The following is a 12,436-nucleotide window of genomic DNA, read 5'->3' on the forward strand; positions in this document are numbered from 1 at the left end:
GGTGCCGATGACCCGGACCGGACAGGCCCCGACGTTCGGGGCCTTGCTGCGCGACCTGTCCGCCGATCCGGCCGCCGTCGACGAGGTGGCGCGGGCGGCCCGCGCCGACTCCCCCGAGGTGGCCCGGCTTCCCGCCGAGGAGGTACGCCGCCAGGTCGTGCTGCTGCTGACAAGCGGCCTGGGCGCGCTGGAACGCCGCGAGGACCCGGCCGGACGCGACTTCACCGAGGCCCGTCGGCTGGGCGCGGAACGGGCCGCGCAGGGCGTCTCGGTGGCCGGCCTGCTGAGCGGCGTGCAGGCCGGGCGGGACCGGGCGGTGGAGCTGGTGGTCCGGCACGGGCGGGCCGCCGGCATCCCGGACGAGGTGCTGCTGGAAGGGCTGCTCACCATCGGCCGGTACGCCGCGGCCGTGGAGCGGGCCGTGGTCGACGGGCACCGCGGCGCGGAGCGGGAACTGGTACGCACCGGCGCGGCGGCCCGGACACACCTGCTGCGGCGGCTGCTGCGCGACGGACCGGCGGGACTGTCCACGGCCGAGCTGACCCGGTTCGGGCTGCGGCCGGACGGGCGCTACCACTGCCTGGTCGCCGCGCCACCCGACCCGGTCCGGGCGTACACGCTGCACCGGCAGCTCACCACGCGGGGCGGCCTGCTCGGCACGGTCGAGGACCGGCTGGCCGGGTTGCTGCCGCGACCGCCCGACGCCGTACCGGCCGACGTGCTGACACTTGTGGCGCCCGCGCAACCGCTGGCGCGGGCCCCCGACATGTACGCGCTCTGCCTGGCGGCGCTGGCCACGGCGACCGACCGCCGGCTGCGCGGGCTGCGTCAGGTCACCGACCTGGCCGGGGAGACCGCGCTCGCCGCCCAGCCGCTGCTCGCCGAGCTGCTGCGGGCGAGCCTGCTCGGCGCGCTCGACCCGGCCGACGACTTCCACCGGGAGCTGGCAGTCACCGCGCTCGCCTGGCTGCACCACGGCCAGCGGCTCGACCAGACCGCCGCCGAGCTGCACGTCCACCCGAACACGGTGCGCTACCGGCTGCGGCGGCTGCGGGAGCTGACCGGCGGGCCACCGGTCGAGGAGGGGGCCCGGTGCACAGTGCCGGAGACCGTGCACTGGTGGTGGGCGCTGCGGAGCTGGCTGGACGTCGGCTGACGCCGCCCGGGCCGTACCGGGGCGCGGCGCTGTGCCAGGCTGGCCCGGTGACCGAGGTGATCTTCCGGGAGGCGGTCCGCGCCGACCTGCCCGCCGTGCTCGCGCTGCTCGCCGATGACGTGCTGGGCCGCACCCGCGACCTGCCCGAGGTGGACGAGGCGTACGAGCGGGCCTTCGCCGACCTCGACGCCGACCCGCGTAACCACCTGATCGTCGCCGACGACGGCGGGGAGCTGGTGGGCTGCTTCCAGCTCACGTACATCCCGGGGCTGGGCCGGCACGGCGCGCAGCGGTGCCTGATCGAGTCGGTGCGGGTCCGCTCCGACCGGCGCGGCCGTGGGCTGGGCCGGACGATGATGCGCTGGGCGATCGACCGGGCCCGGGAGCACGGCTGCGCGCTGGTGCAGCTCACCACCGACAAGCAGCGCGCCGACGCGCACCGGTTCTATCGTGACCTGGGCTTCGTGGCCAGCCACGAGGGCATGAAGCTGGCGCTCTGATCCGGCACCGGGCCGCCACCCGAAGGCGAGCGGCCCGGCACCCCGGGTCAGTCCTCCGGCACCAGCCGGCCGTCGCGCAGCGTGAGCGTACGGTCGGCCAGCTCGATCAGCGCCGGGTCGTGCGTGGCGACCAGCGCGGTCATGCCCCGGGCGTGCACCACCGCCCGGAGCAGGTCCATGATCGACCGGCCGGTCTCGGAGTCGAGCTGACCGGTCGGCTCGTCGGCGATGAGCAGGTCCGGCTCGTTCGCCAGCGCCCGCGCCACCGCCACCCGCTGCTGCTGCCCGCCGGACAGCTCGTACGGGCGCTGCGCCGCGTGCCCACCCAGCCCGACCAGCTCCAGCAGCACCGCCACCCGCTGCTCCCGCTCGGCCGCCGGCACCTTCGCCAGCCGCAGCGGCACCCCGACGTTCTCCGCCGCGGACAGGATCGGCACCAGGCCGAACGTCTGGAACACGAACCCGATGGTGCCGCGGCGCAGCGACAGCAGCTCCCGCTCACCCGCGGCGGTGACGTCGTGCCCGGCCACCCGGATCCGCCCGGCGTCCGGCCGGTCCAGGCCGCCGACCAGGTTCAGCAGCGTGGTCTTGCCGGCGCCGGAGCGGCCCCGGACGGCGACCAGCTCACCGCGCCCGGCCGTGAACGAGACGTCCCGCACGGCGTGCACGGCGTGCTCCCCCTTGCCGAAGGTGCGGCTCACCCCCTCGACCCGGACCACGTCCTCGACGGCGCTCACCGGCGCCGCCGGCAGCACCTCGGCCTGGTCGGTCATCACTCACTCTCCTCGGCGTGCGCCCGGTCGCCGGGGCGCACCTCGACGTGGTCGGGTTCCAGGTTGAGCCGAACCCGGTCGCGCAGGGACAGCGCCTCCACGAACTGCGCGGGCAACTGCATCCGGCCGGTGCGGTCCAGCACCGCGTACTCCTCGCTGACCATCTCGGTGCCGCCGTCGGCGGTGACGCGCGCGGTCCGGCGTACCTCCGAGGCAGTCCGGCCGTCGCGGATCGCGACGGTACGGCGGACCTGGCCGGCCACGGCGTGGTCGTGGGTGACCACCACGATGGTGACGCCGAGTTCGGCGTTTATGGTGCGCAGCGCGGCGAAGACCTCCGCGCCGGTGGCCTCGTCCAGCTCGCCGGTCGGCTCGTCGGCGAACAGGATCTCCGGGTCGTTCGCCACCGCCACGGCGACCGCGCAGCGCTGCTGCTCGCCGCCGCTCATCTGGCCCGGCCGCCGGTCCGCGCAGTAGCCGACGCCCACCATCTCCAGCAGCTCACGGGCCCGCTCCCGCCGTTTGCGCCGCCCGCCGGCCCGCCCGGCCAGCTTCATCGGCAGCTCGACGTTCTCCAGCGCGGTCAGGTACGGCAGCAGGTTGCGGCCGGTCTGCTGCCAGATGAACCCGACCACGTCCCGCCGGTACGCCAGCCTCCGCTTGTTCGACAGCGACAGCAGGTCGTAGTCGGCGACCCGGGCGATACCGGCGGTCGGGGTGTCCAGGCCGGACAGGATGTTCAGCAGCGTCGACTTGCCGGAGCCGGAGGCGCCGACGATCGCGACCAGTTCACCCCTGTCGATCACCAGGTCGAGGCCCTGGAGGGCGAAGACCTCGACGCCCTCGGTCTTGAAGATGCGCACCAAACCGTCGCAGACGATGTGCCCGCGCAGCCGGTCCCGCCCGCCGGCCCGTTCGGCGGCACGCTCGGCGGCACGCTGTTGCAGGGACGCCAGATCCGGTACGGACGCCTCGGCGGTCGCGGTCATCTCAGCTCTCCTCTCCGAGCCGCAGCACCTCACCGAGGCGCAACCGGCGGTTGTTCACGGCTTCCACGGCGATCGCGAAGCCGAGGGCCAGCATGGCCAGCACCGACACCCCGGCCACCAGGCCGGGTTCGAAACCCGGGCGCACGTCCACGCCGCCGGTGAAGGCGGGCAGTCCGAGCACCGGTGTGAGCAGCAGCGGCAGCAACGCGCCGACCACCGCTCCGGTGAGCACCGACACCAGCACCAGCGGGGTCAGCTCCACCATGAGCAGTCCGCGCCACTGCCGGCGGGACAGGCCCATGGTGCGCATCCGGGACAGCACCTGCCCGCGCGAACGGGCACCGGCGAGCACCGCGAGCGCGAGCCCGAGCAGCCCCAGCACGGCGCCGCCCCCGGCCCCGAGGGCGAAGCCGAACACCAGCAGGCCGTTCACGCCGGTGCCGCCCAGGTCGGCGCGGACCGTCGACCGGGTCGTCACCTCCGGCGCGCGGGCCTGGTCCCCGGCGTCGACGCCGCCGATGCGCAGGTAGCGTCGCTGTCCCTCGCCCGCGACCCGGTCCACCTCGGCCGGGTCCACGCCGGAGCCGGCGAGCACGAAACCGGTCGGCGCGAGCTGGTGCGGGGCGTCGGCCGGCAACGCCGGCCACGGCAGCACCACGAACCGGCGTACGCCCTCGCCCACCAGCGCGAACCCGTCGACAGTGGCGGCGGTGCGCACCGGCAGCCGGTTGCCCTGCACGTCCAGCCAGGCGGGTCGCTCGCCCCGGGCGTCGGCGAGCCCGGCGTCGGCCAGGTCCCCGGCCACCGCCGGGGACACCAGCGCCGGCAGCGGCGTGCTCCCGTCGGCGCGGGCCCGCACCGGGTCGGGCACGTCCACCGGTACGCCGGCCTGCCGCGCCACCTCGGCGAACCGCTCCCCGTCCACGAGCACCACGCGCAGCTCGGTGACCGGGGCGGGACGCCCGGCCTGGTCGGCGTAGGGGCGTTCGGCCGGGATGGTCAGCACCGGCGCGACAGCGCGTACCCCGGGCAGCGCGGCCAGCTCCCCGGCCGTGTCCGGCGTGAAGCGCTCCCCGCGTACCAGCAGGTCACCGGGCACGGCCTGGGCGGCGGCGGTGTCCCGGCCGGTCTCGATGCCGGTCGCCACCACGCCGCAGAACGCGGCGGTGGCGACGGCCAGCACCACCACGACCAGCGGCCCGGTGGTCGCGGCCCGGCCCGCGCGGGCGGTGCCGAGGAAGGCGACGCTGCCGCGCGCCCGGGCGGCGACGCGGCTGGCCAGCCGTAACGGCCAGGGGTACGCGCGCAGCGCCAGCAGCGCCGCCGCGATCGCCAGCAGCACCGGTACGGACACCAGCAGCGGGTCCACCGACCCGGCGGTGAGCCCACGGCGGCGCAGCAGGAACGCGCCGAGCACGGCGAGCCCGAGCACCGCCACCTCGACTGTGAGCCGGACGGCGGGCGACCGGCCGCCCAGGTCGGCGCGGCCACCGGCCCGGCGGCCCACGGCGAGCGCGGCGAGCGGCGGCAGCAGCGTGGCCAGGAGCCCGGCGATCACCACCCAGTACCACGACGCCCCGGCGCCGGGCAGCAGCCCGCCGAGCAGCCAGCCGATCCCGGCGGCGGCCGGCAGCACCAGCAGCGATTCGGCCAGGCCGCGGCGCAGCACCGCGCCGGTCGAGCCGCCGCGCGCCCGGATCAGGTGGAACTCGGCGCGGCGGCGGCGCGCGGCCAGCCGGGCGGCGAGCAGCGTCAGCCCGGCCAGCGTGGCGAGCAGCCCGGCGGCGATGACAGCGAGCAGGGTACGCGCGGCGGCCAGCGAGTCGGCGAAGCGCCGCAGCGGGATGTCCACGCCCTGGCTGAGCGTCACGGTGACCTCGGTGGGCAGGGCGCGGTTCAGCCCGTCGACCCCGGCGATCAGCTCGTCGAGGCGGCCCGGTTCGAGCCGTTCCGGGGCGATCCGGTAGCGCCAGCCGAAGCTCACCGGCCAGCCGGTCGCGGCGGCCTCGTCGACGCCGCCGTCGGCGGTGTAGGCGACGCCCACGAACGGTTTGCCGTCTCCTTCCGGCGGCGTGAGCTTCAGCATCGACGGCAGCGTGTCCCAGACGCCGTCGGCCGGGTCGTTCGGCCGCCACACGCCGACCAGCTGGACCGGGAGGGACTTCAGCACGTTGCCGTCCGGATCGAGGATCAGGAGCAGGAACCGGTCGCCGGTCGTCACGCCGAGCGTGCCGGCGATCGTCTCGGCGAGCGTCACCTCGACGGTACGGGCCGGGGCGACGGGACGTTCCGGCCACCGCCCGTCGACAAGGGTGGCCGCCTCCCTGATCCCGGTGCCGGCGCGCAGATGCACGTCGATCAGTCCCTTGTCGGCGCTGAGCGTCGGGCCGCGCAGCCGTCCGGGCACGGTCTGCGCCGCGAACCAGCGCTCGCCGATCGTGTCGCGTACCTCGGCGGGCATCTTCTCCTCGATCGCCGCGAGCTGGCTTCCCCGGCTGGCGACGACGGGCTGGGCCGAGGCCGGCACAGCGTCCGGCGCGGTGCTGTACGTGAGGTCCCGGCGGGCCACCGGCTGACCGGCCACGTACTCGGTGAGCCCCTGCCCGGTCAGCCGGTCGGCGACCCGGGGCACCCCGGTGATCAGCAGGGCGGTCACCAGGGTCAGGACGGCGAGCAGCAGGAACTGCCCCCCGTACGCGCGGACCCGGCGCGCGGCACCCGGAAGGCTCATCGTTCTCCTCCGATCCGGAGCTGCGCGGCGGCGACCCGCTGGCGGATGCCGGTGGTGATGAGGGCGGCGAAGGCGAGCGCGGCGAGCAGCAGCCCGGCGGCCGTCGTCCCGATCGGCACCCAGGGCACTGTGAAGGCCGCCTCGGGCACCGGCCGGCCGGCGGCCGGGGTGAGGATCACCAGCGGCACCATGGTGGCCGCGACGAGGGCGCCGACGAGCAGCCCGACGCCGACGCCGATCGCGGCCAGGAACGTCTGTTCGGCGAGGTACGCGCGAGCCAGCAGCCGCGTGTTCGCGCCGAGCGTGTTGAACACGGCGAACTCGGTGAGCCGCCGCCGGGTGGTGGCCCAGACGTCGACAGCCAGGCCGACCAGGGCGAGCAGCACCGAGCCGAGCGCGGCGGCCAGCAGGCCGGTGCGCGCACCCTGCCAGTACGGATCCTCGGCGGCCTCCGCGGCCACCGCCCGCCGGTCCAGCAGCACCGTGCCGCCGGTCGCGGCGAGCGCGTCAGCGGCGGCGGCGTGCCCGCCGGGCGTGGTGCCCAGCCACCACTCGGCCACCGGCCGGACGCCGCCGCTGCGCTCCAGGAGCTGGGTGGTGGCGGCCGGCAGGTCCAGCAGCACGCCCTCGCCGCCGGTGCCCGGGATCGCGGCGACCTGGCCGACCACAGTGACCTCCAGCGTCACCTCGGCGACCGACAGCTTGACGGTGTCGCCGGTCTTGACGCTCATCGCGGCGGCCACGCCCGGCGTGACGAGCACCGGCACCGGACGGTCCGGCGCCTGCGGCACCAGCGCGAACCGGGACGAGGGCACCCGGGCGAACTGCAACAGCCCGGCCGGCACGTCGAAGCCCTGCGTCCCGTCGATCCGGGTCGGGCTCGCCTCGGCGGTGCCGCGCGGCCCGGCGCCCGGGTCGATCACCCGCCACGGCCCCTCCACCGGCAGTGGCAGGGCCGCCCCGGCGGCGTCGGTGAGCCGCAGCTCGTCCAGGAGCAGCCGGTACGAGCTGCCGGTGGCGTCGCCGCCGTCGGCCTCGAAGCCGGCCAGGCGCAGCGGGGCGCCGCCGCTGTCGGGCAGCGGCACGGAGAAACGTACCGGCTTCCCGTCGCCGCCGGCCTCGGCCAGCCGCACCCGCCAGGTGGCCCCGGCGTCGGTGACGAACAGCGCGGTCACCACCACCCGGGGCCTGTCGAACATGCTCTCGACCGGGGTGCGCACGGTGCCGGCGAATGTCTTCGCCCCGGCCGGCAGGACGCCGCCGACCGGCGCGGTCCGGCCGGCGGCGAGCCGGTCCAGCAGCGCGGCTGTGGACGCGTCGCCGCCGGTGTCGTCGAGGCGGATCATCCCCTTCGCGGCGGCGGTGTCGAGCGCCACCACAGTCGCCGGCCGGGCCTCACGGCCCACCCGTACGTCGTCGCGCCAGGCCGGCAGCGCCCGGTCCAGGCCTGGTACGGCGGCCAGCTGCGCGGCCCGGTCAGCGGGCGCGGTGCCGTCCCGCTCGGTCAGCCGCAGGTCCGCGCCGACCGTGTGCTGCGCCTGGTCGCGCTGCGAGCGTTCCCAGGAGGCGACGAGCGACCAGGCGAGCGTGCTGCCGCCGACGGCGAGCGCGAGCAGCAGCACCGGGCCGGCGTGCGGGCGGCGGCCCGCCTGCCACATGCCGAACATGGTGGCGTTCCACGTCCGCCGGTCCACGAAGCGTTCCGCGATCCGGGTGGTCGGCGGCAGCAGCCGCAGCGCGATCACCGCGCCGGCCAGCACGCCGATGGTGGGCGCGGCGGCCAGCAGCGGGTCGATGCCGAGGCTGCCGTTCGCGCCGGCGAGCGGCGACGAGTACTGCCGCAACTGGGTCCAGGCGAGCACGGCGAGGGCCACCAGCGCGATGTCCACGCTCGCCCGCTGCGCCGCCGCTCCCCGGGAGGGGCGGGACCGGGACGCCATGTCCGCGACGTACGTGCCGGCCCGACGCATCGCCGGCAGCACCATGGCGAGCAGGCAGCCGGTCGCCGCGCCGACCGCCACCAGCCACACCCGGGCCAGGTCGCCGTCGGCCAGCCCCAGGTCCGCGCCCAGGTAGTGGATCGCCTGCCCGGTCAGCGCCGGGGCCAGCAGCAGCGCCGGCGCCACCACGAGCGTCGCCTCGCGTACGGCCAGCCCGGCGATCTGCCCCCGGGCGGCGCCCCGGGCCCGCAGCAGCGCGGTCTGTGCCCGCCGGTCCTCGTTCAACAGGGCGGCCACCAGCACCAGCGCGTACCCGCCGAGCACGACGATCAGCAGCAGCGGGGTGAGCAGCGCCGACCGGCCCACCAGATCGGCCCGGCTCAGCCGGTCGACGAGCCGGTCCAGGTGGCTGACCTGCTGCGCCGACGAGCCCAGCCCGGTGGCGTCCGGCAGCTTCCCGGTGATCTCGTCCAGCGCTTTGGTCACCGCGGGCAGCCGGGCCGGCTCGACCGCCACCAGATCCGGATCGACCAGCCAGGCCGCCGAGGTGGAACCCGGGAAGGTGCCGGCGAAGTCGGCCGGGTCCAGCGCGAACGGCCCGTACGAGGTGACCGCCGCGTCGCCCTGGCTCTCCCCCACCCCCGGGGCGAGACGCCAGTACGCCTCGGTCGCGTCCCGGGGCCGCCACGTGCCCACGACCACCACGGTGCCGGCGCGCTCCGCGCCCCTGTCGTAGAGCGGCACCCGCTCCCCGATCTCGATGCTCAGTTGCGCGGCCACCTTCTCCGGCAACGTCACCTGCAACGGGTCGCTGCCCGGCACCGGCCACGCCCCGGCGGCAAGCTCGGCGTGCGCGGGCAGGTCGTCGAGCGTGGCCAGGTTGGCGAACATCGGGTCGTCGTCGGTGCGGGCGGCGCCCACGTCACCGGTCAGCTCCCGGCCGGTCCCGGAGCGGGTCGCGGCCACGGTGACCGGGGCGCCGCCGAGCCCGTTCGCGAACTGTTCCCGTACCGCCCGGTCCCGCTCGGCGAACGCGGCGGCGTCGGCCCCGCCGGAGCCGCTGACCAGCAGGCTGCGCTCCTCGGCCGGGGCGGCGTCCAGCACCGCCCGGGCACCCGCGGAGACCGCCCGGCGGTTGTAGTCGGAGAGCCCGGTGACGAGCGCGACCGCGACGAGTGCCGCGACAGCGGCGGCGAGCAGCAGCCCTCGGGCCTCTACCGCCCGCCTCCACACCAGCTTCATCCGACGTCCTCTCCTGGCCCCGGCGGGCCGATGCCGAGAGAGAGCAGTGACACCCACCAAAAGGTTCGCGCCCGTTACATGATCGTTATCGGTCCCTCGCCGTCCTCTCGCCGCGCCGCCCGCCACCTCCCCGTCGATCTTGGAGTTGTGGCACCTCGAATGCGTTCTATGTGCCTTTTGGGAACGACCACGACTCCAAGATCGACGGGGCAGGGCGAGGGCTGTCCACAGGGGCGGAATTTCGGGGGCGTGGGGCGGGAGGGTGGGCGGGTGTGGCGGTATGGGGAGTTGCGGGCGGGTGGGATGAGCCGGGGAGCGGTCCGGCATCAGGTGTCGGCGGGACGGCTGGGCCGGCTGTCCCGGGGTGTCTACGGCTGCACGGAGGACGAGGCGAGCCGGTTGCGCGCCCTGTTCCGGCGGCTGCCGCCGGGAACCGTCGCGGGATTCCACACCGGCGCGCGACTGCACCGGTTCGGGGCGGTCACCGACGATCGGGTGCACGTGATCGTGCCGCCCGGTGCGAGTGCACGGCGGATCCGGGGCGTGGCGACGCACCAGACGGTGCTGCCGGTGCGGGACGCGACAGAGATCGCCGGGATCCCCTGCGCGCCCGCCGCCCGCTGCGCGGTGGACCTCGCCCGGGTGATCCGGCGGTCGGACGCGCTGCCGGTGCTGGATCTCTGTCTCCGAGCCGGCGCCTGCCGCCGGGAGGACCTGCTCGCCGAAGTGGCATGGCATGCCGGCCTGCGGGGAGTACGACAGGCGGGGCAACTCGCCGCGCTCGCCGACCCGCGCCCGGAGTGCCGGCAGGAGAGCCAGTTACGCCTGTTGCTGATCGACGGCGGGTTACCGCCACCGGAGCCGCAACTGTGGGTTCCCGACCCCGCCGGGCTGCCGATCTACCGCCTCGACCTGGGCTATCGGAGTCGGCGCATCGGCCTGGAGTACGACGGCCGATCCCACCTCGACCCCGGCCGGATGCACCACGACCGTTCCCGGCTCAACTGGCTGGCCGAGCACGGCTGGCGCGTGCGCGTCTACACCGCCACCGACCTCTACCGCCGCCCTCGGCACATCGTCGCTTCGGTCCGGGCCCTGCTCACCGCCCTCGACTGAGCCGGCGGCACCCGAGCGCGGCGCACGCGGCACCTCGCCGCGCCCACCCGCGGTCGGGTGGAACGTCATGGGTGTCTCAGGGCCCCGGAGACACCCATGGTGTTCCACTCGCCGAAAGGAGGCGCGTCAGGGGCGCGGGCGGTCGCGGTCCTTCGACGGCTGCACCCGCTTCGGCTCGCCGGGCATCTTCGGGTATTCCGGTGGATAAGGCATGTCGCCCAGGCCGTCGGCGGCGTCCCGCTCGGCCCACTCCAGCAGCGGTGTGATGTCCCACGGGGCGTCGTCGATGCCGGCGTGCGGGTCGCCGCGCTCGGCGAACCGGGCCGGCACCGTGCCCAGGTGGAAGTCGTCCGGGTCGACCTGCGGCAGCTCGTCCCAGTCGACGGGGGTCGAGACGGTGGCGCGGGCGTTGGCGCGCAGCGAGTACGCGCAGGCGATGGTGCGGTCCCGTGCCATCTGGTTGAAGTCGACGAAGACGCGCTCGCCGCGCTCCTCCTTCCACCAGGCGGTGGTGACCAGCTCGGGGCGGCGGCGTTCCAGCTCCCGGGCCAGCGCGATGGTCGCCCGGCGCACCTCGACGAACGTCCAGCGCGGCTGGATGCGCAGGTAGACGTGCACGCCCCGGCCGCCGGAGGTCTTCGGCCAGCCGGGCACGCCCAGCTCGTCGAGCAGCCCGCGCAGCTCACCGGCGGCGGTCACCGCGTCGGCGAAGTCGGTGCCGGGTTGCGGGTCGAGGTCGACGCGCAGCTCGTCGGGGCGGTCGGTGTCGGCGGCGCGCACCGGCCACGGGTGGAACACCACGGTGCCCATCTGCGCCGCCCAGGCCACGTGCGCCAGGTCGGCCGGGCACAGCTCGTCGGCCGGGCGGCCGCTCGGGAAGGCGATCCGCGCGGTGCGGACCCACGGGGGCACGCCCCGCTGCGGCACCCGCTTCTGGAAGAACATCTCCCCCTCGATGCCGTCGGGGAAGCGCTGGAGCGTCGTCGGCCGGTCGCGCAGGGCGCGCATGATCCCCTCGCCGACGGCCAGGTAGTAGCGGAAGACGTCGGCCTTGGTGAAGCCGCGCTCCGGGAAGATCACCCGGTCGGGGCTGCTCAGCCGCACCGCGTGCCCGGCCACCTCGATCTCCTCGACCGCGCTCCTGCCCGCCATCACGCGACCATATGCGATGCCACCGACAGCCGACGTACCGTGGAACGGTGAGTCTTTCCGACAACGAACTGCCCCGTACCGAGGACGAGTGGCGCGTGCGGCTGAGCCCCGAGGAGTTCCGGGTGCTCCGCGAGGCCGGCACCGAGGCGCCCTGGACCGGTGAGTACGTCGACACCAAGACCCCCGGCGTCTACCACTGCCGGGCCTGCGGGCTGGAACTGTTCCGCAGCGACGACAAGTTCGACTCGCACTGCGGCTGGCCGAGCTTCGACGACGCCATCCCGGGCGCGGTCAAGGAGATCCCGGACAACACGCTCGGCATGCGGCGCGTGGAGATCCGCTGCGCGCGCTGCGACAGCCACCTCGGGCACGTCTTCGAGGGTGAGGGCTTCACCCCGAAGGACACCCGGCACTGCGTCAACTCGATCTCCGTGCGGCTGGAGCCCAGCGCCGGCTGACGGCGGCGTCACACCGACGGCGGCGTCAGAGTCGCAGCAGGCCGCCGGCCTCGTCCACCTGGTCGGCGGCCTCGTCGTCCAGCCACACCCCGCCGGTGGCGAGGTAGCGGAAGCGGTACTCCCCCGGCGCGAGCCGGACCGTCACGGTACGGGTGCCGTCGCGGCGCGGCACCAGCTCGTGGCGGCCGGGCTCCCACCCGTTGAAGCAGCCGACCACGCTCACCGTGCCGGCCGGGGTGTCCCGGGGCAGCGAGAACGTCACCCGGGTCTGGTTGCCGAAGAGCTTGTTGCGCTTGATCACGAATCCTCCGGGGAGTTTCGGCGGTCACCGGGGTCAACGCGCGACACGCCGGGAGCGACTCGCCGTGGGGCCGGATCA

General features: G+C 75.6%; 10 protein-coding genes. 4 read left to right on the forward strand and 6 right to left on the reverse strand.

Annotation, left to right across the window (positions count from 1 at the left end; genetic code table 11):
- Positions 1-7 precede the first annotated feature (7 nt).
- Complete coding sequence (locus ACGFIA_RS00700) at positions 8-1,156, forward strand: helix-turn-helix domain-containing protein (protein WP_357382731.1); 1,149 nt, start codon at positions 8-10, stop codon at positions 1,154-1,156.
- Positions 1,157-1,203: 47 nt separating this feature from the next.
- Positions 1,204-1,656, forward strand: coding sequence for a GNAT family N-acetyltransferase (locus ACGFIA_RS00705; RefSeq protein WP_357382729.1), 453 nt, complete (start codon positions 1,204-1,206; stop codon positions 1,654-1,656).
- A 47-nt stretch (positions 1,657-1,703) separates the two neighbouring features.
- Here ACGFIA_RS00705 and ACGFIA_RS00710 read toward each other — a convergent pair whose 3' ends face one another.
- Genes ACGFIA_RS00710 through ACGFIA_RS00725 form a run of 4 tightly spaced genes read right to left on the reverse strand, consistent with a single transcriptional unit; the run spans position 1,704 to position 9,331 of the window.
- A complete protein-coding gene (locus ACGFIA_RS00710) occupies positions 1,704-2,429 on the reverse strand; it encodes an ABC transporter ATP-binding protein (protein ID WP_393257699.1) in 726 nt (241 codons plus the stop codon).
- Positions 2,429-3,418: an ABC transporter ATP-binding protein gene (locus tag ACGFIA_RS00715; RefSeq protein ID WP_357382725.1), complete on the reverse strand. Its 990-nt coding sequence runs from the start codon at positions 3,416-3,418 to the stop codon at positions 2,429-2,431. The genes ACGFIA_RS00710 and ACGFIA_RS00715 overlap by 1 nt, the downstream gene beginning before the upstream one ends.
- Before the next feature lies 1 nt (position 3,419).
- Positions 3,420-6,149, reverse strand: a complete 2,730-nt coding sequence (locus ACGFIA_RS00720) for an FtsX-like permease family protein (RefSeq protein ID WP_393257703.1) — start codon at positions 6,147-6,149, stop codon at positions 3,420-3,422.
- A complete protein-coding gene (locus ACGFIA_RS00725) occupies positions 6,146-9,331 on the reverse strand; it encodes an FtsX-like permease family protein (RefSeq protein ID WP_393257706.1) in 3,186 nt (1,061 codons plus the stop codon). The genes ACGFIA_RS00720 and ACGFIA_RS00725 overlap by 4 nt, the downstream gene beginning before the upstream one ends.
- 270 nt (positions 9,332-9,601) lie before the next feature.
- On the opposite strand from ACGFIA_RS00725, the gene ACGFIA_RS00730 reads away from it, so the two are divergent.
- On the forward strand, positions 9,602-10,447 hold the full coding sequence (locus ACGFIA_RS00730) for a hypothetical protein (protein ID WP_357382719.1): 846 nt from the start codon (positions 9,602-9,604) through the stop codon (positions 10,445-10,447).
- 126 nt (positions 10,448-10,573) lie between these two features.
- Here the strand turns inward: ACGFIA_RS00730 and ligD are convergent, their stop codons facing one another.
- Complete coding sequence (gene ligD, locus ACGFIA_RS00735) at positions 10,574-11,599, reverse strand: non-homologous end-joining DNA ligase (RefSeq protein ID WP_393257710.1); 1,026 nt, start codon at positions 11,597-11,599, stop codon at positions 10,574-10,576.
- A gap of 47 nt (positions 11,600-11,646) precedes the next feature.
- Here ligD and msrB point away from each other — a divergent pair, with 47 nt between their 5' ends.
- A complete protein-coding gene (msrB, locus tag ACGFIA_RS00740) occupies positions 11,647-12,057 on the forward strand; it encodes a peptide-methionine (R)-S-oxide reductase MsrB (RefSeq protein WP_210898388.1) in 411 nt (136 codons plus the stop codon).
- A gap of 25 nt (positions 12,058-12,082) precedes the next feature.
- Here msrB and ACGFIA_RS00745 read toward each other — a convergent pair whose 3' ends face one another.
- Entirely contained in the window at positions 12,083-12,358 is a 276-nt protein-coding gene (locus ACGFIA_RS00745) for an isoamylase early set domain-containing protein (RefSeq protein ID WP_151500414.1), read from the reverse strand.
- Positions 12,359-12,436: the final 78 nt, after the last annotated feature.

The sequence above is a fragment of the Micromonospora sp. NPDC049203 genome (genome assembly GCF_043197215.1).
Lineage (GTDB): Bacteria > Actinomycetota > Actinomycetes > Mycobacteriales > Micromonosporaceae > Micromonospora.

What these genes read in the sequence shown, in the direction of transcription:
- ACGFIA_RS00700 (WP_357382731.1), top strand. Translation starts at nt 8, where the DNA reads ATGACCCGGACCGGACAGGCCCCGACGTTCGGGGCCTTGCTGCGCGAC.
- ACGFIA_RS00710 (WP_393257699.1), bottom strand. Translation starts at nt 2,429, where the DNA reads ATGACCGACCAGGCCGAGGTGCTGCCGGCGGCGCCGGTGAGCGCCGTC.
- ACGFIA_RS00715 (WP_357382725.1), bottom strand. Translation starts at nt 3,418, where the DNA reads ATGACCGCGACCGCCGAGGCGTCCGTACCGGATCTGGCGTCCCTGCAA.
- ACGFIA_RS00720 (WP_393257703.1), bottom strand. Translation starts at nt 6,149, where the DNA reads ATGAGCCTTCCGGGTGCCGCGCGCCGGGTCCGCGCGTACGGGGGGCAG.
- ACGFIA_RS00725 (WP_393257706.1), bottom strand. Translation starts at nt 9,331, where the DNA reads ATGAAGCTGGTGTGGAGGCGGGCGGTAGAGGCCCGAGGGCTGCTGCTC.
- ligD (WP_393257710.1), bottom strand. Translation starts at nt 11,599, where the DNA reads ATGGCGGGCAGGAGCGCGGTCGAGGAGATCGAGGTGGCCGGGCACGCG.